Genomic DNA, 22,008 nt, shown 5'->3' with positions numbered 1-22,008 from the left:
ACCTATAGAAGCTCCATCAGGTTATTATCCCACTCATCAAAAAAATGGCGGGGCCATACATCAATTCTTCCATCCTTATCCAGCTTGGGCTGGACGATACGGGTTTGGTGACTCAACTGCTCATCGGCCCGCTCGAAGAAGTACAGCCCTATTCGCTCTGGGTCGAGTTGATATTTCTTTACTGCCACCCGTACGCCATTTAGTACATGGTCTGAGTGCGTTTCTACTAGTAACTGCACATTGTTTTGGGCTGCCAGCGCGAGCAACTCTCCCAGCTTCGATTGTCCTCTTGGGTGGATATGCGATTCTGGATTTTCAATAATTAGCAGGCTGTCTTTCCGTGCCGATAGAATGGCCGTCAACACGGGTAAAGCATAAGACAGGCCAAACCCTACGTTATCTGGTCGGAAAGGCCGCGTATAGCCCACCGCCGTCTGGTAAGCATAGCCTACCCGTGCTAAGCCAAATTCGCGGTTAAGCGAAGCTTCCAAACGAAGCCCAGGGCTAATCTCATTAAGCCACGCGCCAACCTGCTGAACCAATGTATTCGGCGTTTCCTGTCCAACTGTGTCGGGAAATAATACGTTACGGAATCTTACCTGCTCATCACCATGTTCGGCTAAGAAGTGGGGAGTATATTCGCCGTGCTTGCCCAGATGCCGCTGGCTTACTTCGTGTGAAGAAGTGGGGTAGGCCAATTGCGGACTGATACGCTCTGCCGATAGGTATTGTGTTTTTTCGCCTTTTAGAAAAGGAAACCTGCTTGCAGCGTAAGAAACAGTCGAAATAGGCTGTTTGTGAGCCGGTAGTGTATATATGTAGTTTGAATCATTGTAAGAAGCCGTTATTTCATCAGGTAGCTTAAAAGCTTCTACTTTAAGAGCGTCTGAGTCATTTTGGCTTTTCAATTTCCAACTGAATGGCTCTCTCATCGCATCTGACCAAATTTGAATACTGATGTATTCCGACTCAGCCCCCTCACTTAGCACATCTTGTCCCGTGCCTAAGCTTACCAGCGGTCCATTGAGCATTAGGCCCTGCCCACTTAATTGCTGCGAATGGCTCTGTTGCAACAGTAGCAATACCTGAATGAATGATGATTTGCCCATGCCATTCAGTCCGGTAAAAAGGCTTAATGGGCGTAAGGGTACGTCTACGTTTTGCAGCGACTTGAAATTCTCTATGCGAAGTCGGGTTATCATATTATCTCGCTCGAAGTGGGTGGGGCCGGCGCAAATCCAGGCACGATAGCCTCGTCACCGGCAAGTTGCAATTGCTCCCGAATCAGCCGCTCTACGGCTCGGAAACGTTGTTCAACTCGCTTTCGGTCGCCGGTTGCGGACGAAATGGCCCGCAGAAAATCGGTGTCCTGCATTAAGTTTACCGAGGCGTGCACCACCTCGCGTTGCCGGGCTACCAGCAGTCTGCCCTGTTCTTCTGTCAGTCGACTTAGGCTTACGGTCCAACTCTCAAATAGCGCCTTGTTGATAGGGTTTAGCCCTCGCGGTTCAGGGGTCATCATCTTGCGAAAAGCTTGCCGCGCAAAAATGTCCCGGGCCAACTGTAAGGCCCGGGTAAAGTCTGCCTTTAGCGTCGCTTGCTGTGCTAAGGTGAGGAGCCCCAGCTTATTCATTTGCGTATTCAGGAAGGTGTCGAGGTCGGGCTGGTATAGTGGATAAGGCGTGAGATAGAATGCCACGAAGCGCATGACAAAATCCCGGTCATCCATCCGACGTGGGTCTACCGAACCGCCCGTAGCCGTCTTGAACGCTGATAGCGCGGCCAAATCAGCTACCAGATTGGCTGGGGTGCCCTGATTCAAAGCATGGCGAATCTCCTGTGGCCGCAGCATCAGACCGCCAGTATTGATGCGCTTAAACAAGTTGAACTTCACTTGTTCTGGTGTGCCCGGCTTGATGATATACGCCGTTATTTGAGCTTCTTCAATCGTTCGCTGCATCGAACGCGGCAATTCCTTAAATTTACATCCCTCAAATTGTTGCAAATATTCCATACCAGTTAATTGCAGCTCGTTTGTATGAATGAAGCGTCGAAGTGTGCTAAGTCTCTGCAATCCATCCACTACCAGCCAATGGTCATCATCTGAACCATCAAAGTAGAACGCCGGTAGTGGAAACCTAATTAGAATACTCTCAATCAAGCGACTCTGCTCTTGATCTTTCCACAGCCCAGCTGCACGTTGGAAAGGGGTTGTTAAATCAATCTCATCATTTGCAATGCGTTTGATAATACTATCAACGGTGAGTTGTTGAATGCTGACCTGAATTTTCTTCGGGTCGAAGGGCTGTATTATGCTCTCTCCCGTTGCATCTTGTGGGTCACCTTCAATATCTTCCACTTCTACTCCGGTCTGGCTAGGCTCAGTAACAGCTTCGGCAGCTATTGGCAATGATACGGGCTCTGGCAGTGGGGCTAGCTCAGCCCAGCCTTTTGTAATTAGCTGTTCAGCCTCTTGAGTAAGAATAGCAGCCTCATCCCCCACTCGCATTTGGGAGTATCTAGGATGGTCTTTTAGCATTCGGATGCGTAAAGTATTATTCATTGATATTAATATATTTATTTAGTTAGTTCGCCAAACACTGCTTCCAGCGACTGCTTTTCCTGCCGCAGCCCCAGCAATATCCAGCCTTGCTGCGCGGCCAGCCGCGACACGGCGGCGCGCACATCCAAGCCCGGCGCAGCCCGGAGCAGCACCACTCCAGCGGGGGTGGCTTCGACGTGGCGCACGCCGGGCAATTGGGCCAGCAGGGCGGTATCCACCACGCCTTCGAACTCGGCGCTAACCACGGTTTCGCCCGCGGCGCGGGCTGCTAGCTCCGCCACGGGGCTGTCGGCTACCAGCTTGCCCCGGCTGATGATGAGCACGCGCGAGCATAGAGCAGTAACCTCGGGCAGGATGTGGGTGCTGAAGATGACGGTTTTATTCTCGCCGACTTCGCGGATGAGCTGGCGGATTTCCAGGATCTGATTCGGGTCGAGGCCGGTGGTGGGCTCGTCCAGAATCAGCACGTCTGGGTCGTGGAGGAGCGCCTGCGCCAGCCCCACCCGCTGCCGGTAGCCTTTGCTGAGCGCCCCGATTTGCTTGTTCTGCTCCCGCGCAAGCCCCACGCGCCGCACGAGATCCCGCACGCGGGTGCGGAGGCCGGCACCCCGTAACCCGTGTACCGAGCCGATGAATTCCAGGTACTCATGCACGTACATGTCGAGGTAGAGGGGGTTGTGCTCGGGCAGGTAGCCCACGTGCCGCCGCACGGCCAGGCTCTCGGTCAGAACGTCGTGCCCGGCCACGCAAACGGTGCCGGCAGTGGGCGGAAGGTAGCCGGTGGCAATCTTCATCGTGGTGCTTTTGCCCGCGCCGTTCGGCCCGAGGAAGCCCACGATTTCACCCTTGCCAGCGGTGAAGCTGATATTATCCACGGCGTTTTGCGTGCCGTAGGTTTTAGTCAGATTTTCAATCTCTACCATTTGGTTGTTGGTGCTTGGAGCCTAGTGCTTGGTTGTTGGTGCCTAGTGCCTGGTGCTTGGTACGTAAAACGTCCCGCTTATCTGGCGTCTGCCTAGCCGAAGCAGCCCGCATGGGGTGGTAATTATTTTCTTGTTCTGGTGATGGGATGACTTGTACGATGCTTCGGCAAGCTTAGCATGAGATTCTACATACCAAGCACTAGGCTCCAAGCACTATGCACCAACAACCAGGCTCCAAAACGACCAAGCGTTATTTCCGAGGTTGCAGGGGGCGCATTTCCACGTCTACGATGTGGAAGTTGAAGGGCGTTTCCAAGGCGTAGATGATGGCACTGGCAACGTCTTCGGGTTTCATCATCGAGTCGTTGGCCGTGGTGCCGGGGATGTCGTCGAAGAAATTCGTTTGGGTCGAACCTGGGTACAAACACGTCACTTTGATGCCGTCGTTCCGCACTTCTTTGAATAAGGACTGCGAGAAGCCGCGCACCGCAAACTTCGTGGCGCAATAGCCCGCCATGTTCTCGATACCGGTGGTGCCCGCAATACTGGCAACATTGATGATGTGGCCCACCTGCTGGCGCTTCATCTGCGGCAGCACGGCCCGCGAGCAAAAGAAGGTGCCGTGCACGTTGGTGTCGAACATCAGCTTCCAGTCCTCGGCTTTAAAGCCATCGACGGGGCCGGCGATGCCGAGCCCAGCGTTGTTGACCAGTACGTGGATTTCGGGGCCCAGCTCGCGCACCGTGTTAGTGAGCGCCGCGCCCACGGCTGCTTCGTCGCGTACATCGCAGGCAAAAAACTGGAAACGGTCGTGCACCAGGCCCGTTGGGGCCGTGCGGCCCCAGCCGGCCACGGCGGCGCCGCGGGCCAGCAAGGCTTCTACCGTGGCGCGCCCAATTCCTCTGCTTGCGCCGGTGACAATGGCGATTTTGCCGGTAAGGTCCATTTATCTTTGAAAAAAATAAGGATGCAAATGTGCTATACGAGTTTGCCGCCGCAAGTTAGCGGCCCGGGGTGGTTTGGGGTAGGGCAGAGGCTGAGCCGGGTGGCGCTCGGGCTGCTGCTGGCGGCTGGCTTGAGCACCTGTAAGCCCGGCCACGGCACCGACTGCCTGAAAAGTACCGGCCGCATCATCACCCAGCGGCGCGAGCTGGCCCCCGGTCTTGCTGTGGTAACAGCCTTCGACAACGTGGACCTGCGCCTGGTGCAGGACTCCGAGACGTACGCCGAAGTGCGAGCGGGGGAGGGCCTAATCGAGGATATTGAATTCACCCGCCACGGCAATAGCCTGGAAATTGCTAACACGAGCTCCTGTAACTGGGCCCGCAGCTACGACACCCCGCGTGAGGTAACGCTGCACCTGCCTCACATTACCAACGTGTTCCTGCGCGGGCAGGGCAATGGCAGCACTGTGGGCCAGTTCGAGCAAGACACCATCTTTTTCCACCTCGTGGGCTCCGGCGACTACGACCTCAACGTGAAGGCCCGGCAGCTGTATTTGGATCAGTACGAGCTGGGCGACATCACCGTGCGCGGAACCGCTGAGGAGCTAAACTTCACGCTGGGGGGGGCGGGCCGCTTGTTTGCCCAGGGCATCACCCCGCGCCGCTGCTACTTCACCATGACCCGCGACAGCTACGGCGATGCTCACGTGCGGGCCACCGATATCGTGGGCGGCACCGTTGCCGGCACCGGCACCCTGTACTACGGCGGCCCGCCCGCTTCCACCGATATTCGGATAACGGGCTCAGGCGGCAAAAAAGCCGAGTAGCAGCCCTGCGCGGTTAGCCCAGGTCGCCCAGTTGGGGCCGAATCAGCAGTTCCTCTACCACGGCGTGGGGCGACATGGCATAGGCTGAGAACACGGCTTCGGCCACGTCCTCGGCCTGCACGAACCGCTCAGCGGGCAGCTCGACGCCAGCCCAGCTGGCCGTGAGCGTGGGGCCCGGCAGCACCGCCGTGACGCGCACGCCGCTGGGCTTTAGTTCTTCGCGCAGGTTTTTGGTGAAGCCCAGCAAGGCGTGCTTGGCAATGCCGTAGGAGCCCCCGTTGGGATAGGCCGTGACGCTGGCCGTGGAGCAAATCGTGAAGATGTGGCCGGAGCCCTGGGCCAGGAAACCTGGCAGCAGGGGCAGGGTCACGTCGTAGGCGCTGAGCAGGTTCACGGCCAGCATCTGGCGCAGCTGCGAGCCGTCGGCGGGCTCATCCTGCAGGCGGCCGGGCAGGAAGGCCCCGGCATTGTTTACCAGCACGGCTATCGGCTGGCCCAGGGCCCGCACGAAGGCCGCGAAGCGCGCGCAGTCTTCGGCCCGGCTCAGGTCGGCCGGCAACGTATGAAGCACCGCCCCCGGAACGGCCGCCGCCACTGCGGTGGTGAGGGCCGCCAGATCGGGCGCCGAGCGGGCGCAGGTGGCTACCGGGTAGCCCGCGCGCAGAAAGCGCAACACGATGGCGCGGCCAATACCTTTGCTGCCGCCCGTTACAACAATTATTTTTTCGCTCATTTGCACTGTGTCTGCGTGATTTTACGTAAAGTGGCTGGTTGCTTAAGCTTCCGCCCGAAGCAACCCGCTGGCTCAAACTTCGGTTTTTATTTCCCAACAACCTCCCATGCTTCAAACTTTCGGCTCCTTCGTCTTATTTCTGCGCGGTATGGTTTCGCGCACGGAGCGGTTTAACGTGCTCTGGAAGCGCACCATCGACGAGGCCATCCTCATTGGGGTCGACTCGGTGGTCATCGTTTCCATCGTGTCGGCCTTTATCGGGGCCGTGACCTGCGTGCAGATTGCCTATAACCTCACCAACCCGCTCATTCCGCAGTCCACCATCGGCTACATGGTGCGCGAGATGACCATCCTTGAGCTGGCCCCCACCATTACCAGCATCGTATTGGCGGGCAAGGTCGGGAGCAGCATCGCCGGCGGCCTGGGAACCATGCGCATCACCGAGCAAGTGTCGGCCCTGGAAGTAATGGGCATCAACTCGGCCTCGTATCTGGTGTTCCCGCGCATCATGGCCGCCCTGCTCATGTTTCCCCTGCTGGTGATTCTGGCCATGGTGTTGTCCATCCTCGGGGGCTACCTGGCCGGCACGCTCACCAACGTCATGACGGCCCAGGACTACATCGAAGGCATCCGTCTGGACTTTGTGCCCTACAACATCACGTTTGCCCTGATCAAAGCCGTCGTGTTTGCTTTCCTGGTGTCGGGCATCTCATCTTTCAAAGGCTTTTACACCACCGGCGGTGCCCTGGAAGTGGGCGCGGCCAGCACGGGGGCCGTTACCAACTCCATCATTGCCATCCTCATCGCCGACTTCGCCCTGGCCGCGCTGCTGCTGTGATTTAGTTGCCAGCGGTTCCTCGTCAGTTGGCAGGACTTGCTGCCTAGCTTAGAACGAGGCTTTTCACTGACAACGAGCAACAATCAACCGACAACTAACATGATTGAAGTATCAAACGTTGAAAAATCCTTTAACGGCACGCCCGTGCTCAAGGGCGTTACCTGCGTGTTCGAAACCGGTAAGTGCAACCTGCTGCTCGGTGGCTCGGGCACCGGCAAAAGCGTGCTGCTGCAGTGCATCGTGGGGCTGATGAAGCCTGATATTGGCTCTATCACCTTCGATGGCACGGTGTACACCAACAACAAGATTGACATCCGGCAGGAGATTCGTCGCAAGATCGGGATGCTATTCCAGGGTTCGGCTCTGTTCGACTCGATGACGGTGGCTCAGAACGTGGAGTTTCCCCTGCAAATGCTCACGCCCGAAATGTCGGTTGCCGAGCGCCGCGAACGGGTTGAGTTCTGCCTCAAGCGCGTGGGGCTCGAAAACGCGGGCAACAAGATGCCCGCCGAAATTTCAGGCGGCATGAAAAAGCGGGTCGGAATTGCCCGTGCTATCGCGCCCAACTGTACTTATCTGTTCTGCGACGAGCCCAACTCCGGCCTCGACCCTGCCACCAGCATTAAAATCGACGAGCTGATTCACGAAATCACGCACGAGTACAACATCACCACCGTCATCGTTACCCACGACATGAACTCGGTGATTGAAATCGGAGAACACATCATTTTCCTCCACCAGGGCCGCAAGCTGTGGGACGGCACCAAGGAAGAAATTCTCAACGCACCCGTACCCGAGCTGCGCGACTTCATCTTCAGCAGCAGCCTGGTCCGGGCCGCCAAGCGCATCGACGAAGAAACCGAAGGCGGCATGGCCGCCTTTGCCGAAGAAAGCGAGTCGGGCGGCGGGATCTAGGGCGGGAGCTGAGTTGGCGCGGCGGGACCTCACCCCCGGCCCCTCTCCGCAGGAGAGGGAAGCCTAACGAAGAGGATACAGAACCGAAGAATGTTCTAGCCACGGATTTAAGTAGTGGGTCATCAGTAAGGGTACACTTTATGAATAGCTACTTAAAGCATTTCTCCGCTCCGTGTTCTTGTCGCCTGGCTTCCCTCTCCTGCGGAGAGGGGCCGGGGGTGAGGTTGCACCCGACGCGCTGTGCATAGAAGCAGGACCTTTGTAATAGCCTGCAGGGAAGCTAGGCCGATGCTGCTGGCAGCAAGAGCTTTAAATGGGCCAGATGGTGCTGCCCGTGCCAGACGTACAGGGCCAGGGCCTGGTCGAGGGTGAAGTCGCGCTGCATGCCGGGGTGGTAAAAGGTGCATTGCCACTGTTCGTCGGTGAGGTGGTGCAGCAGCGTTACCCAGCGCGAGTGCAGGGCTTCGAGCAGCGTCAGCGATACCGTGATGGGCGTGGCGGCTACGTCGGGCAGCTCGGCCCAGGCTTTTTCGTCGTAGGGCCGGACGGTGGGGTGCTCCTCGGTGAGGGCCAGCCGGTAGCGAGAGTAGCTGTTCAGGTGCGAGTCGGCTAAGTGGTGAATGACTTGCCGGCCGGTCCAGCCGCCGGGGCGGTAGGAACGTTGCAAGCCCTCGCCCCCCACCGCCCGCGCCACCGCGGTGAGCTGGGCCGGCAACTCGGCAAGCTGCTGAATAAGAGCCGTGCGCTCGGTTGCCGTGAGCGAGCCGTCCGGCAACTGCGCCCGCCCAATAGGGTAGCTAAGGTTAAGGTCTTGGTTGGGTGATTCCATAGCCGCAAAGAAAACAGAAACGCTGCTTCCCAGTAGAAAGCAGCGTTCAAGCACCAGTGGATACGCGCTAAGGTAAGGCACGTTACCATCCGCGGAATCCGAAAAATCCGAATGAATCCGTGGTCAGCCGTTGCGTTTGTTGAGCTCGTCGCGGATTTTGGCGGCTTTCTCGTAGTCTTCTTTCTCGAGAGCCTGGGCCAGCATTTTGGTTAGCTCATCCAGCGATACCTGGCCGCTGGGGTCCCGCGGCTCCGGCTGGGAGCGGGAGGAGCGGGAAGAATCGGAATCGGTGTCCTCGTCGTCCTCCTCCTCATCGTCTTCCTCGGCCTCATTGTCGGCTTCGTCGAGGTCCGAAAGGATGATGCCGGCCTCGCTGAGCACACTTTCCACCGTGAAGATGGGCACGCCGAAGCGCAGCCCAATGGCGATGGCATCGGAAGGCCGGGCATCAATCTCAAAGGTGGTGGCCCCGTCGGAGCACACGATACGCGAGTAGAATACCCCTTCCTTCAGGTCAGAGATGACCACTTCCAGGATCACGACGTGCACGTGCTCGGCAAAGGATTTGAACAGGTCGTGCGTGAGCGGGCGGTTGGGGCTGATTTTCTCAATTTGAATGGCAATGCTTTGGGCTTCAAACATGCCAATGATGATGGGTAGGCGGCGGTTGCCACCCTTCTCACCCAAAATGAGCGCAAAGGAGCCAGATTGGGACTGGCTGGACGAAAGGCCCAGGATTTCAAGCTGGATTTTTTTCAAGGGGATGGAGCTGGGGTCTTGGGGACTTTGGAGGAAAGACGTGCGCCCGACGAAAGCCGGTAAGAGGGATGTACGTGCAAATAAAGAAAAGTCCAGGTATCTGCCGTTAAAACCGGTCGGGGATTGCTAAAATGCGAAAAAAAGAGTTGGGGACCCAAGCGGCAGCTTTCTCGCGAAAACCAGGTGCTCAAATCCCCAATACTCAATCAATAAGCTAGTTCAGCTCTTTTACGGCAGCAGTTAGCTTGGGTAGTACCTCGAATACGTCGCCGACGATGCCGTAGTCGGCGGCCTTAAAGAACGGCGCTTCGGGATCTTTATTGATGACCACAATCACCTTGCTGCTGTTCACGCCGGCCAGGTGCTGAATGGCCCCCGAAATGCCGCAGGCAATGTACAGGTTCGGCGAAACCGTGATGCCGGTTTGGCCCACGTGCTCGTGGTGGGGGCGCCAGTCGACGTCCGAAACCGGTTTGGAGCAGGCGGTGGCGGCGCCGAGAGCTTTCGCCAAATCCTCAATCAGGCCCCAGTTTTCGGGGCCTTTCATGCCGCGCCCGCCGGATACCACTAATTCAGCTTCGGGCAGGAGCACGCCGCCGGCTTGTTCCTGCATCACCACCTTGGTGGGGGCGTCGGCAAAGTCGGCGTCGCTGAGCTGGGCCGAGAAGCTGACCACCTCGGCGATTTTACCGGCCTCGTGCCGGGCCTCGGTCGAATTCTTCTTAACCGCGATGATTTTGCGGTCGCCGCTCAGCACGACGTTCGAAAATGCCTTGCCCGAGAAGGCCCCGCGCTTCACCACAAACTGGCCCCCGTCGGTTTTGGGCAGCTCGACCACGTTGGTGGCCAGGCTGGCTTTCAGCCGCACCGATAGGCGCGAGCCCACCGCCGCGCCAATGTTGGAATTGGCCAGCACGATGATAGTGGCTTGTTCCTGCTCGGCCGCCGTAGCGATAAGCTTGGTGTAGGCATTATTGGAGAACTCTTTCAGCCGGGGCTCGGCATCGTAAAGCACTTTCGTGATGCCCTGCTCGCCCAGGCTGGCGAGGTTGGCCTCGGTGGCCCCCCCGACGGCGATGGCCGTGGCCGTGGTGCCCAGTTGAGCAGCAACTTGCGCCCCGTAGGAGGCTACTTCGAGCGAAGATTTTTTTACTTCACCCTCGGCGCATTCAACAACAACTAATACAGACATAGTAGGGAATTAAAAATTAAAAATTAAGAATTAAAAAATTGACTATCAGTTAGTGACGGCAACCTGTAATTTTTAATTTTTAATTATGAATTTTTAATTTAAATGACTTTGGCTTCGTTGCGCAGCAGCTTGATCAAGTCGCCGGCGTTTTCGGCGGGAATAAGCTTCACGCCTTGCTTCTTGGGGGGCAACGCATATTCGGCCACGGTAGTGCGGGCGGGCTCGCCCACGGGGGGAATTACTTTCAGGGGCTTGGTGCGGGCCGTCATGATGCCGCGCATGTTCGGGATGCGGGGCTCGCACATGGGCTGCTGGCACGAAGCCACAAAGGGGGTGTTGACGGTTACAATCTCCTTACCGCCCTCGATTTCGCGCTCCAGCGTGGCGGTATTGCCGCTCAGGTCGAGCTTCATGGCCGGGGCCACTGTGGGGATGCCCAGCATCTCGCCCACCATGCCGTGCACTTGGAAGCCGTTGTAGTCGATGCTTTCCTTGCCCATCAGAATCACGTCGTAGCCGCCTTCTTTGGCCACGGCGGCGATTTGCTCGGCCACGAAATATGCATCCTGCGGGGCCGCGTTAACGCGGATGGCGTCGTCGGCCCCAATAGCGAGGGCCTTGCGGATGTTGGGTTCGGTATCGGCTTCGCCCACGTTGAGTACCGTGACGGTACCGCTGCCCGCGGCCTCTTTCAGCTCGATGGCGCGGGTGAGGGCGTATTCATCCCAGGGGTTGATGACAAACTGCACCCCCGCTTTGTTGAACTCCTTGTTGTCGGGCGTGAAAGCGATTTTGGTAGTCGTGTCGGGCACGTTACTAATGCAAACGAGAAATTTCATGCAGGCGGGCTGAAACCAGGAAAATGAGATGTCGAGCGGAAAAACCGCAATTTTGGCGCAAAGATAACCTGAAACCGCCCCGAATGAATACGCCATCCACCCGTTTGCAGCAACTCCTGGCCTTTTACGAAGAAGACCCGACCGACGCCTTCACCATTTACGCGCTCGCCACTGAGTACCGGGCGCAGGAACCGGAACGGGCCTGGGAATTCTACCAGAAGTTACTGACCGAGCACCCCGACTACGTGGGCACGTATTACCACGCGGGCAAGCTGCTGGAGCAGTTTGATAAGAAAAACGAAGCGGAAAAGGTTTACCGCGACGGCCTGAAAGTGGCCCGGGCCGCCGGGCAGCAGCACGCGGCCAGCGAATTACTCCAGGCCCTGAACAAGTGCTTGGGACTGGACTACGAGGACGACTGATTCGTAGCCGGCCAACCCATATCCTCGCCCCTAAAAGTTGTTGCCGCCATTCCTGGCATCAACAAGCACAATCATCCGGCGGTGCATTTGGTCTACCAGGCCGACCTGACATATTACCGGGCGACAGCAGAGGTGCTCGTGGAATTCATCGAAGAGGCCCTTAACCTCGAAAATCCTCTGATTGCCTGGTCTGCTTAAAACAGTAGGAGTGGTTTGGGATAAGAGAATATAATCGGCTACGCGAAAATGAGTCAGTAGGCCGCCCCTGGGGGAGCAATCTGCTAATGATAGTTGGGAATAGGAATTAGTTGACTACTGAGCATTCAGCTAGTCCAGCCGTGCATTGGCCCAGGCGAATAGCGCGTTGGCCGAGACTCTCGTATTACCGATTGGCGATTCATCTATTTCGTTAGGCGTGGCTAGGCTAAAAACGATTATTAAAACTATAACGGCTACTACGTTAAGTGATGGATATACTCTTTACTATCAGAACTACTTTCTCCTCAAGACTGGTCGGGCACATTGCCGCTCGCTTAGGAGAATGCGAAAAAGGAATCACAAATGCCCTGGCTGGCATAGTGCCGCTGGTGCTGGGTGGCCTCATCAACAAAGCGGCGGCCGGTGGGTCGGAGGCCATCTTTGAACTGAGCCAGAACGCCTATCGATCTACCAATGCCAGCCTGAGCTCCGTAACGGGAATACTGGGAATTTTGGGCAGCGGCACCGCGCCGGGAAGCGGTCTGCAGCGGGGCGAAAGCCTGCTAATAACGCTCTTTGGTACGGCCCGGCAGGGGATGGCTAACTCCATTAGCGACTACGCCTGCATTAAGGTAAATTCAGCGGCCACCTTGCTGAGCATGGTGAGCGCGGTGTTGCCCGCGGTATTGGGCCAGTACGCTGCCACCTATAACCTGAAGGCCCGTGGGGTCATGGAAACGCTCCTGGCTTTGAAAGGCAAGGTGCGTACCATGCTGCCGCCCGGGCTGTACGGCCTTACGTGCCTGGCGTGGTTGGGTGGTATCACCGCAATTCCGGTGGCCAAGAATGAGCGTGGGGCAAGGGTAGCGACGGTACGATTAGAAGTCGCTACCGTAATTCATTCGGTTGTGCACTGGTGGCAGGGCTTGTTGACGCTAGTGCGGTTCGCTTAGCCAGAATTAGAGTAGTTTTCGAAAAAGAATTAAAAATTAAAAATCGGCTGATCAAATTTTTAATTCTTCATTTTAATTTTTAATTCCTAAAAAACGGTACCCTGACTGGAGAACCGCGCTAGGTGGGTGGCGACGTGCTACATCCGACATAAAAATAGGAGAGGGCACCGTGAACAAGGAAAGGCTGATTACTTTAGGCCCGTAAAAAACCTCGACCATGTCTACCACCACTCACGCCCAAATTCAGGATTACTACGGCACGCAACTGCAATCGAGCCAGGATTTGCTCACCAACGCCTGCTGTACCGACGACATCCCGCCGGCCCACCGCCGCATCTTAGCGCAGTTAGCGCCGGAGGTGTTGGCGAAGTACTACGGCTGCGGGGTGTGCATTCCCGAAGCCCTCGAAGGAATTACCGTGCTGGATTTGGGTAGCGGCTCGGGGCGCGACGCATTTCTGCTCTCTAAATTGGTGGGGGAGAAGGGCCACGTCATCGGCGTGGATATGACGGAAGAGCAGCTCGTGGTGGCTCGCCGCCACATCGAGGACCACACCCAAAAGTTCGGTTATGCCCAGCCCAACGTGGAATTCCGCCACGGCTACATCGAGGACTTGGGAGCCGCCGGCCTGCCCGACAACAGCGTCGACCTCGTGGTGAGCAACTGCGTACTCAACCTGAGCACCGACAAGGAGGCCACCTACCGCGAGATTTTCCGGGTGCTGAAGCCCGGGGGAGAACTGTTCATTGCCGATGTTTTTGCCGACCGCCGCGTACCCGAAACCCTGCGACAAGACCCGGTTCTTTACGGCGAGTGCTTGGGCGGAGCGTTGTACACCGAAGATTTTCGGCGTCTGCTGCTGCGCTTGGGTGTGCATGACTACCGCATCCACGCTAGCCGGCGCCTGACCATCAACAACCCTGAAATTGAGGCTAAAGTGGGTAATATTGGCTTCTACTCGTTCACGGTTCGCGCCTTTAAACTCGACCTGGAGGACCGCTGCGAAGACCACGGCCAGGTTGCTACCTACCTCGGCACCATACCGGGCCAGCCCAGCCAGTTTGTGCTCGACGACCACCATACCTTCGAAACGGGCCGGCCCATGTTGGTTTGTGGCAATACCGCCGCCATGCTGAGCGAAACGCGGTACGCGCCCTACTTCCGGGTAGTGGGCGACCGGAGCCGCCACTTTGGCTTGTTCGACTGCGGTCCCGTAAGCGCCCCAGCATCAGCAGAAGCCAGCGGGAGCTGCTGCTAACGCTGGTGAAGCCCGGCATGCCGCCAGGCTTTATACAGGTAAAATATTGGTAGAGAACTGATTGATTATTGTATTGCTTAGTTGCTCACTTATTTCAATACCCGGGTCCATATGCTGATTAACAAGGCCCTTAGCTCGGGAGCAGTGCGCGTGAGCAGGACTCCGGTGGTATAAACCAGGGTGAGCATTCCGCCGCGAAGCAAGAGGGTAAGCCAGGCATTACCCAGGTTCGGCATGAGCCAGGCCGCTACGCCCGCCCCGGCTGCTACCAGCAGAATACGGGCAATGCGCCCATCGAACGGCTGCAGGCCGTAGGTGCGCCACACAAACCACGTGCGGGCCACGTTGATGCTCACCAGGGCCACGCAATACGCCAGCGCGGCCCCGGCCAACCCAAAGCGGGGAATCAGCACCCAGTTGAGGACGACCACGGCCGCCGCGAGCGAGGTGTTGAAGAGCAGGTCGAACCGGTAGCGCGGCGACGTAGCCACGATGATGCCGTTGACGCCCGCGATGCCATCAACCAGCCGGCCCGCCAGCAGGAGCAGCACGGCCGAGGTGCCCACCGCGTATTCGGGCCGGTGAATCAGCCCGTAGATGAAGTCCAGATTCAAGCCGATGCCCAGGGCCAGGTAGCAGCCCAGCAGGGTGTTGATGCGGGTGCTGCGCCGGTAGAAATCGGCCATCCTAGCCAGGTCACCTTCCTTCCAATACTCGGCAATAAGCGAAAAAGCCGTTTTGTACAGGGCCCGAAAAGGCAGAATCAGAGCCGTGCTCACGTTGGTGGCAATGATGTAGATACCGGCGGCGGCTAAACTGAGCTTGGTGCCCACCAGCATGGTATCCACGTTCAGCAGCACTGTGCCCGAAATGTTGCTCAGCAGCATAAACCCGCCGAAGCCCAGCATCTCGCGCAGGGGCTTAACGCGCAAGGCCGCCCGCGTCGGTCGCAGGTGCAGCTCGCCAATGGCCGCCAGGTAAATGGCCAGCAGCACGGCCACCACCGCGTAGGCCCCGGTGTAGGCCAGCACAAAACCGCGAAAGCTGAGGTAGTGCTGGCTGTAGGCCACGGCGGCCCCAACCAGGAGAAGCCGCAGCAAGATCTCCTGCGCAAAAGAGGAAAAGGACGTGTGAAACAGCGATTTCAGGTACGCATCCTGCAACGAGCCCAGCATAATGCAGCCGGCCAGGCCAATAACCATCAGGTAGTGCGGAGCCAGCAGGGCCGCGTCGGTGCCCCGCACGTACCACTGGAGCACCAGCGGCTTGCCCACCCAGAGCAGCAGGGCCACCACCATAAACCCCAGCAGCGGCGGCCCCAGCAGCAGCGGAAAAAAGCCGGCATGATTGCGGCCCTGGTTGCGAAAAAAGGGAAAGTAGCGCATTCCGGCGCTGGCGAAGCCGAAGGCCGCCACCTGCGCACCAATGGTCGCCAGCGGCACCAGCACCCCGGCCGTGAGCCCGATCTGGGCCGGTGAGAGCAGCCGCGGCAGCACCAGAGTGGTATTGACAAAGCCGATGGCCAGGCCAACATAAGAAATCAGGGTGTTGCGAATGCCCTGGCGTTGAACAATGCCCAAGGAAGGGAAGGAGGGAGTGAGTGAATGGGGAACGAGGCCAAGGCGCACCTGGCGGAGCGGAGGAATCAACCAGCGTCATTCCACCACTCAGTCAGCCCGGTGGTCTTTCCCCCGCGGGCAAAGTTCGGCCACAATCTGGCTTCCCGTGCGGAAAGCGGCCCCCTGCTGCCGTAAATAATTCAGCAGCTCGGTAAATTGGCGCGGGCCGTTTAGCTCGTTGGCGGGGTCGAAGTTATTGTTGTGCCACAGCACCGTGGCCACCCCGCCAAACCGCTCAATCTCCACCAGCATCGGGCGCAGCGCGGGCAGCACTTCCTCCCCGCGCAACTGCAGATACTCGGGGTGATGCAGCGTGGCATCCATCACGTTCAGTGGAATTTCGAGGAAGTCGTGGGCCCGCCCGCGGGCGAAGTCAAACGGAAAAAACGGCCGACAGTAGGAATTGCGAAAGCCAAAATGCTCGGCGAAGCCCAGCGTCGAATCGTAGGCCACCCCGGCCTGGGCCAGGGTGGTGGGGGTACGCGTGGGCTCCCAACAGAGATAATGGAAGCGGTTGCCGCGGGCTGCGGCCGGCTCAAGCCCGTGAATTTCCGCCCGGAGCTTCCCCGCGTCAGTAGCCGTGCCGTAGCTGCCGTGGCTGGCAATCTCGGTCCCCTGGGCAGCCAGCCGGCCCAGTCGCGCCCGAAAAGCTGCGGTGTTAACGGCGTAATCGGCATTGAGGGTACCGTTGGGCGCGGGGCGGTTGTCACCCAGGATAAAGAATGTAGAGGGAGCACCAAGCCGGGTGGTGGCCTGCTGCACGTGCTCTAAGTTGTTCCAGGGTGCGGGTTGGCCGATGGCTTTGCGCGCGAGAAGCTTTGCGAAGCCGCCGAGCCGAAAGTGCCGCAGCTGGTAGCGGGCCGCCGTGCCCCAGCCGCCGTGCAGGCTGTCGATGTCGTGGCTGATGAAGGCGGCAAACGGGGCTCCGCTCCAGCGGCGGGGCTGTAACGGTACGCCACTAACGTGCTCAATGGCAGCTTTCAGCACGTCGAAATAGTAGTTCACCACGGGCACTGCCACAAATTCGTACTGCTTCTGGACGCTGGCCGCATAAGGAAAGCGGCCGTGCCGGTCGCGCACCGCTGAGAAGTACTCCTGCCAGCCGCTGAGCAGGTAGAAGGCCGCGGCCACCACATCGGTGTTGATGCGGGCCTGGCCCGGAGTCAGGGTCAGTAGTTCCCCCTCGGGGTTGTCATCGAAGAAGAACGGCACCCGCTGGCCTTGCCACTCGCGCCAGTTCGGCGCCGCGGGGCACGGAGCCGTTTCCGTGAAGAAGCGGCCGGCTCCCTCGGCCACCGTTACCGCCGCTTCGGTCGGCTCGTAGCCAATTGCCACCAAGGGCACGGGCTCATACGCTTGCTGAAAATGCTGCAGCACGTAGTCGAGCCGGATAGCCGGCGTAACGGTAACTGGAAACAATAGCTCAGCAGTAACGGGGGCGGCCATGGCCACAAGTACAGAATGCTTTATGAATCAAAGTACTACCTCTACCCACCCTTTGTAGAGGTAGCCGGTGGCAGGGCGTCGGAGCAGCACGTAGTAGAGTCCCGGCGCGGCATTGTTGCCCCAGTCGTTGTGGTAGTTAGCGGTTTGCCAAACCGCCCGGCCCCAACGATTGTAAACATCCAAGGCCCAGCCCTCTCCCTGTAGCCCTTGCACGGCAAAAAAGTCGTTGTGCCCGTCGGCATTGGCCGTGACGATGTTGGGAATTTGCAGACAGGAACGAACGGCCACCGAACGAGCGGCGCTTTGCTCGCCGCACGCCGTGAGCACCCGCAAGGTGTAGCGTCCCGCCGTCTGCACAACCAACTGCCGGCTGGTTGTGCCATCCGACCATTGGTAACGCAGATCTGGTCCTACCGGGCCTTGCAGGCGTAGTTGGTCACCCTCGCAAAGGGTGGTGTCGGCCCCCAGGGTAAAGGCGCGGGGCGCAGCAACGGCATTCTCGCGCACTGTTCGGCGTGCCGAGATGGTGCAGCCCGTGCCGTAAGTTGCCGTCACGGAGTAGGTGCCGGCTTGGCCGATGAGCACGGTCGCGGTGGTGGCGCCAGTGCTCCAGCGATAGGCGGTGGCACCGGGAGCGTTGGCCGTCAGGCTGGTGCTGGCGCCCGCACATATCAGCGAGTCGCCGGTGATAGCCAGCATAGGCAGCGAGATGGCGCGCACCGTTCGGCGTGCCGAGATGGTGCAGCCCGTGCCGTAAGTTGCCGTCACGGAGTAGGTGCCGACTTGGTTGATACGTATGGTCGCGGTAGTAGCGCCGGTGTTCCAGCGATAGGCGGTGGCGCCGGTGGCGTTGGCTGTCAGGCTGGTGCTGGCGCCCGCGCATATCAGCGAGTCGCCGGTGATAGCTAGCACGGGCAGCGAGATGGTGCGCACCGTTCGACGCAGCACACGGGAGCAGCCAGAGCTGGCACTGACCGTAACGGTGTACGTGCCTGGCCCCACGTTTGGCAAGTTCGCAGTGGTAGCGCCGGTGTTCCACAAAAAATTAACTCCGCTGGGCGCCACCACACGGAGTTCGGTGCTAGTTCCGGCACAAAGCACGGAGTCGCCTTCAATGGCGGCCGCAATGGTTGTACCCGCCGTTAGGATGTGTTCGCTACGATACGAAGTATTCTGCACCAGCAGGGAAGTAGCGGTAATTGGTGGCTGGGCGGGCAGCGTCCAGGGCAACTCGTTGCTGGTCCGGCGGAAAGCATTGCGGCAAGCCGGACCGGTGGCAGGGCGTAGTCTAAGCGAAAAGGTAACGTCGGGAGTGCTGCTGGCAGTGGTGAACACACCAACGTAAGAAGGGATTGCCGCGTCTGCCGGAGCGATAGTAGGAGCAGTGTTCACGGCGTAGAGGTGGACGCCGCGTGTCTGGGCGGGAAGGTTGCTCACAATGGCCGAGTCGCCGGTGGAAGTAATCAACCTAATTCGGCTGCTGGCGGGCCAGGTATTTTGGTACAAGCTGGCGCTGACATCGCCAAGCGGCGCGCCGGAGAGGTGCCAGTTGGCGGCGGCCGGAAAGTTAAGCAGCGTACCGGGGGTCGGCACACTGCCACGGTCGACCGCCACGTTTCCATTGGCTTGGTCGAACTGATAGTAGGCTACTAAGTCAGCTGGAACGGTCGCAAACTTCTGGCACATGTTGTCGCGGATTTGAGCTTCGGTGCGCGCCGTGCGCCAGACTCTAACCTCGTCGATTTCGCCAGCGAAGTAAAGATTGTTCAGGTAAGTGTACGTCCCAATGGTCAGAGGTTCAGGCGTGCGCAAGTCACCCACTACATAATTATTATAGGTGGTGCTATTTTCTAAAACACCATCCACATAAATCCTCCATACATTACCAGCCACTTGGCCCGCAATGTGGTGCCAGCGTCCATCGTTGACGAGCGTTGATGAAAAGCCAGAGCTTAAGTACTCTCCTACTCTGACCCGGCCAAATAGTACAGCCCGGCCGTTGTTGGTACCGAATTCAAACCCGCTTTCCGAGAAAAAAGAGTTAGAGTACTTAGTGACAGCAAATTGCCCGACTGACGAGGTGGTTTTTATCCAAGCTTCTACCGTGAGGTCTGAAATAATTCCCCGATCAGCGGTACCACAATTAATGTAAGTGCTGGACCCATTAAACGTAAGGCAGTTGCCGGAGCCAGGCAACGATTGGCCAATAGTCTTGTTGGGCAGAATAAGCATCATAACAAGGTACGCAACCAAGTATACACCAAGGCGCCATAAGGAGTAGGAGTGATGCATTCGAGAGCAGAATTTTTAAGTTGGTGATTGATGCTTGTTGAGCCAATCTGCGAATATAGCCAAGGTAAGTGCTTGGCTGTGCCCTTCATTAATCGTACCCAGGGTGGCATTGTAATAGGCCGCGCGCTGGTACAGGTCGCCGGGCTTGGTGCGCGCATACCCGCGCAGTAGATCGACGAGTTGTCTTAAGTTTTCGGCTTGATCTACCAAACCCCGGGCAGCGTAGCCGTAATAATCCTTGGTTAGTGGGTTGGTGCCGAAGCGATAGTAGATACTAGCCACATTCAGCAGGGTGGCTTCGAGGTGGGTAGAAGTATCGGCTGCCACTAAGGCATCTTGGCGTAGCAAGAAGTTAAATACGTTTTCCGACCGGGCACTCGACCATTGCAAGTTCGGTAGCAACTGGCGTAAGGACTCAAAGTCGCGCTCATCGCTGGGGTGGGGACGAAGCGTGAAAGTTAAATCGGGCAATTCGCGCACTAAGTGTACCAGCACGTCGGCGATGGCTGGCAGCGGGTCGTGAATGTTACACGCCAATCCTACTCGGCTGATAAAAGGATGGATATTCTTCATGCTTAGGTAAGCATCGGCCTTGGGCATGCCCACCAGCTCCACGCGGCCGTGCACCGGGCCGCAGAGTCGGTATTTGTCCAAGGCATCCTGGCCTTCTAATAAGTTAAGATCAAAGCCCAAAGGAGGGAAATAAGTGCTGACGCTGGCGTGCTGCACGTAAGCGGTGGGCACGCCTTCGGCCCGACAGGCCAGCAGCAGCGAGCGGGTATCGTCGTTGTGGTCGTTGGAAAAAACGACGGCCCGGGGCCGGTAGTGGCGCAGAGCCCGGCGGTATACCTCGTAGTAGCCGATGGCGTAAAAAATAAAGTCAAAGAACCGCCAAGCCCGGCGGCCCTCGGTTCGCAGTAAACCAACAAAAGCCAAAGGAAACTGCCAGTAATACAACAGCTTGCACCGCAATGGCAACCGGTTGACGAGCGCGTTGTAGCGGCCGATGTTCTTGGCTTGCCCCGCCACCAGCACGGCGTCGGGCCGGCCTTGCCGGATGAATTCCAGCGCCTCGTAGTTGTTGGCACTCACTACATAAAGCCACACGGCTTCGCGCAACTCATCGGGGTTGCGAATGGGTCGAAAAACGTTACCCACCAGTCGCAGGGCCGCGTAGCCCAGCACCCGCGCCAGACGCTTGAACGGGTTAGCTGGCGAAATGTTGGCCAGCACCGCCGGCGGCAGCGCGGCAAACACAGCCGTAAACCGCAGTTGCAGAATGTCGCGCAGCCGCGAAATGAGGGGCAGCGTTTGGGGTGGCATTACAGCGCCTCCCACGTGAGCGCGGTGCCGGGCTGGAGGTCGCGGGTAGCCCGGCGGCCCAGTACCAGTTCCCAATGCCGAGGCCAGAGGCCGTCGCCGGGACGGATGATTTTCAGGTTATCCGGCGTGAAGGCTTCGCCCGCCGTGATGGGTCGGGCCACGTAGATGCTGCGCTTGTAGCGCCGGCTTTTTTCCTCGGCGGGCTGAATGCCGAGCTGCACCGCGCCCAAGGCTTGATGCGCCCGCTCGGTTTCGGCCACTAGGCTTGCCAGCTCGTGCGGCTCCAGCGAAAAGGCCGAATCAACGCCGCCCTCGGCACGGCTAAGGGTGAAGTGCTTCTCAATAACGCAGGCGCCCAGGGCCACCGCGGCGACGCTCGCGCCCACGCCCATGGTGTGGTCGCTCAAGCCGATGGGGCAGCCGAAGGTCTCGGCCAGCACCGGGATGGTGCGCAGGTTGGTGTTGGCCGGTGAAGCGGGGTAGGTGCTGGTGCATTTGAGCAGCACCAGCTCGCGGCAGCCGGCGGCGCGCAGCACTTGCACCGCCTCGTCTACTTCTGCCAGGGTCGCGGCGCCGGTGCTTATAATCACGGGCTTGCCGGTGGCCGCCACCTTGCGGAGCAGCGGCCAGTGGGCGTTTTCAAACGAGGCAATCTTATAGGCCGGCACTTCGAGGCTTTCTAAAAAGTCGACTGCCGTTTCATCGAAGGGCGAGCTGAACGCCAGCAGGCCGTGTTGCTGGGCGCGGGCGAAAAGCTCGGCGTGCCACTCCCAGGGCGTGTAGGCTTCCTGGTAGAGCTGATACAGGCTTTTGCCTTCCCAGAGCGACTGCCCGTCCTCGTCGATGGTGAAGCCGGTATCCATCGTGATGGTGTCGGCGGTGTAGGTCTGGAGTTTGAGGGCGTCGACGCCGGCCGCGGCCGCGGCATCTACCAGGGCCAGGGCCCGGTCCAGGCTCTGGTTGTGATTGCCCGACATTTCGGCAATGATAAACGGCTTGTGCGCCGGACCCACGGGCCGGCCGCCGATGCTGATTTCGGTCATGTATTGGAGTGGCGAATGCTGAGTTGCAAAGGTAGGAGTGGGGCGCAGCCTTTGCTGTGCGCTGCCACGTCGCTCGGGTGTGCTGCCAGAGC

The 22,008-nt window shown here is 58.6% G+C and carries 20 protein-coding genes; 6 read left to right on the top strand and 14 right to left on the bottom strand.

Annotated features, from left to right (window positions below):
* Positions 1-2 precede the first annotated feature (2 nt).
* The 4 genes from IC235_RS09165 to IC235_RS09150 form a co-directional block, all read right to left on the bottom strand.
* On the bottom strand, positions 3-1,202 hold the full coding sequence (locus IC235_RS09165) for an AAA family ATPase (RefSeq protein WP_223847165.1): 1,200 nt from the start codon (positions 1,200-1,202) through the stop codon (positions 3-5).
* Positions 1,199-2,539 carry a DUF262 domain-containing protein gene (locus IC235_RS09160; protein WP_191004872.1) on the bottom strand — a complete coding sequence of 447 codons (1,341 nt, stop codon included), beginning with the start codon at positions 2,537-2,539 and terminating at the stop codon, positions 1,199-1,201. The genes IC235_RS09165 and IC235_RS09160 overlap by 4 nt, the downstream gene beginning before the upstream one ends.
* A gap of 38 nt (positions 2,540-2,577) precedes the next feature.
* Positions 2,578-3,486: a gliding motility-associated ABC transporter ATP-binding subunit GldA gene (gldA, locus tag IC235_RS09155; protein WP_191004871.1), complete on the bottom strand. Its 909-nt coding sequence runs from the start codon at positions 3,484-3,486 to the stop codon at positions 2,578-2,580.
* 250 nt (positions 3,487-3,736) lie between these two features.
* Complete coding sequence (locus tag IC235_RS09150) at positions 3,737-4,432, bottom strand: SDR family oxidoreductase (protein WP_191004870.1); 696 nt, start codon at positions 4,430-4,432, stop codon at positions 3,737-3,739.
* 42 nt (positions 4,433-4,474) lie between these two features.
* Here IC235_RS09150 and IC235_RS09145 point away from each other — a divergent pair, with 42 nt between their 5' ends.
* On the top strand, positions 4,475-5,257 hold the full coding sequence (locus IC235_RS09145) for a GIN domain-containing protein (RefSeq protein WP_191004869.1): 783 nt from the start codon (positions 4,475-4,477) through the stop codon (positions 5,255-5,257).
* A gap of 13 nt (positions 5,258-5,270) precedes the next feature.
* On the opposite strand, the gene IC235_RS09140 is transcribed toward IC235_RS09145, so the two are convergent.
* Positions 5,271-5,990, bottom strand: coding sequence for an SDR family oxidoreductase (locus IC235_RS09140; protein WP_191004868.1), 720 nt, complete (start codon positions 5,988-5,990; stop codon positions 5,271-5,273).
* Positions 5,991-6,096: 106 nt separating this feature from the next.
* Between IC235_RS09140 and IC235_RS09135 the strand changes: the two genes are divergently transcribed.
* Together IC235_RS09135 and IC235_RS09130 are read left to right on the top strand one after the other, a co-directional pair.
* Positions 6,097-6,828, top strand: coding sequence for an MlaE family ABC transporter permease (locus tag IC235_RS09135; protein ID WP_191004867.1), 732 nt, complete (start codon positions 6,097-6,099; stop codon positions 6,826-6,828).
* A gap of 99 nt (positions 6,829-6,927) precedes the next feature.
* A complete protein-coding gene (locus tag IC235_RS09130; RefSeq protein ID WP_191004866.1) occupies positions 6,928-7,743 on the top strand; it encodes an ABC transporter ATP-binding protein in 816 nt (271 codons plus the stop codon).
* 280 nt (positions 7,744-8,023) lie between these two features.
* On the opposite strand, the gene IC235_RS09125 is transcribed toward IC235_RS09130, so the two are convergent.
* From IC235_RS09125 to IC235_RS09110, 4 genes are all read right to left on the bottom strand, one after another.
* Complete coding sequence (locus IC235_RS09125) at positions 8,024-8,572, bottom strand: YfiT family bacillithiol transferase (RefSeq protein WP_191004865.1); 549 nt, start codon at positions 8,570-8,572, stop codon at positions 8,024-8,026.
* Between the two features lie 123 nt (positions 8,573-8,695).
* Entirely contained in the window at positions 8,696-9,331 is a 636-nt protein-coding gene (locus tag IC235_RS09120) for a bifunctional nuclease family protein (protein ID WP_191004864.1), read from the bottom strand.
* A 214-nt stretch (positions 9,332-9,545) separates the two neighbouring features.
* On the bottom strand, positions 9,546-10,523 hold the full coding sequence (locus IC235_RS09115) for an electron transfer flavoprotein subunit alpha/FixB family protein (RefSeq protein ID WP_191004863.1): 978 nt from the start codon (positions 10,521-10,523) through the stop codon (positions 9,546-9,548).
* Between the two features lie 98 nt (positions 10,524-10,621).
* A complete protein-coding gene (locus tag IC235_RS09110) occupies positions 10,622-11,362 on the bottom strand; it encodes an electron transfer flavoprotein subunit beta/FixA family protein (protein WP_191004862.1) in 741 nt (246 codons plus the stop codon).
* Positions 11,363-11,445: 83 nt separating this feature from the next.
* Between IC235_RS09110 and IC235_RS09105 the strand changes: the two genes are divergently transcribed.
* The 3 genes from IC235_RS09105 (at position 11,446) to IC235_RS09095 (ending at position 14,193) form a co-directional block, all read left to right on the top strand.
* Complete coding sequence (locus IC235_RS09105) at positions 11,446-11,784, top strand: tetratricopeptide repeat protein (protein ID WP_191004861.1); 339 nt, start codon at positions 11,446-11,448, stop codon at positions 11,782-11,784.
* Between the two features lie 467 nt (positions 11,785-12,251).
* Positions 12,252-12,935: a DUF937 domain-containing protein gene (locus IC235_RS09100; RefSeq protein ID WP_191004860.1), complete on the top strand. Its 684-nt coding sequence runs from the start codon at positions 12,252-12,254 to the stop codon at positions 12,933-12,935.
* A 217-nt stretch (positions 12,936-13,152) separates the two neighbouring features.
* On the top strand, positions 13,153-14,193 hold the full coding sequence (locus IC235_RS09095) for a methyltransferase domain-containing protein (RefSeq protein ID WP_191004859.1): 1,041 nt from the start codon (positions 13,153-13,155) through the stop codon (positions 14,191-14,193).
* Positions 14,194-14,282: 89 nt separating this feature from the next.
* Here IC235_RS09095 and IC235_RS09090 read toward each other — a convergent pair whose 3' ends face one another.
* The 5 genes from IC235_RS09090 to pseI all read right to left on the bottom strand — a co-directional run bounded on the left by IC235_RS09090 (position 14,283) and on the right by pseI (position 21,916).
* Positions 14,283-15,773 carry an oligosaccharide flippase family protein gene (locus IC235_RS09090; RefSeq protein ID WP_191004858.1) on the bottom strand — a complete coding sequence of 497 codons (1,491 nt, stop codon included), beginning with the start codon at positions 15,771-15,773 and terminating at the stop codon, positions 14,283-14,285.
* Positions 15,774-15,860: 87 nt separating this feature from the next.
* The gene (locus IC235_RS09085) at positions 15,861-17,258 is read right to left on the bottom strand and encodes a DUF7033 domain-containing protein (protein ID WP_191004857.1); all 1,398 of its coding nucleotides are present in this window, start codon (positions 17,256-17,258) and stop codon (positions 15,861-15,863) included.
* A gap of 27 nt (positions 17,259-17,285) precedes the next feature.
* A complete protein-coding gene (locus IC235_RS09080; RefSeq protein ID WP_223847176.1) occupies positions 17,286-19,490 on the bottom strand; it encodes a LamG-like jellyroll fold domain-containing protein in 2,205 nt (734 codons plus the stop codon).
* 75 nt (positions 19,491-19,565) lie between these two features.
* Positions 19,566-20,873, bottom strand: a complete 1,308-nt coding sequence (locus IC235_RS09075) for a glycosyltransferase family protein (protein ID WP_223847164.1) — start codon at positions 20,871-20,873, stop codon at positions 19,566-19,568.
* Positions 20,873-21,916 (bottom strand): pseudaminic acid synthase, encoded by a 1,044-nt coding sequence (gene pseI / locus IC235_RS09070; RefSeq protein ID WP_191004855.1) that lies wholly within the window; start codon positions 21,914-21,916, stop codon positions 20,873-20,875. The genes IC235_RS09075 and pseI overlap by 1 nt, the downstream gene beginning before the upstream one ends.
* Positions 21,917-22,008: the final 92 nt, after the last annotated feature.

The organism is Hymenobacter montanus, from assembly GCF_014699115.1.
Taxonomy (GTDB): domain Bacteria; phylum Bacteroidota; class Bacteroidia; order Cytophagales; family Hymenobacteraceae; genus Hymenobacter; species Hymenobacter montanus.
This window is presented reverse-complemented; position numbering and strand designations above follow the sequence as displayed.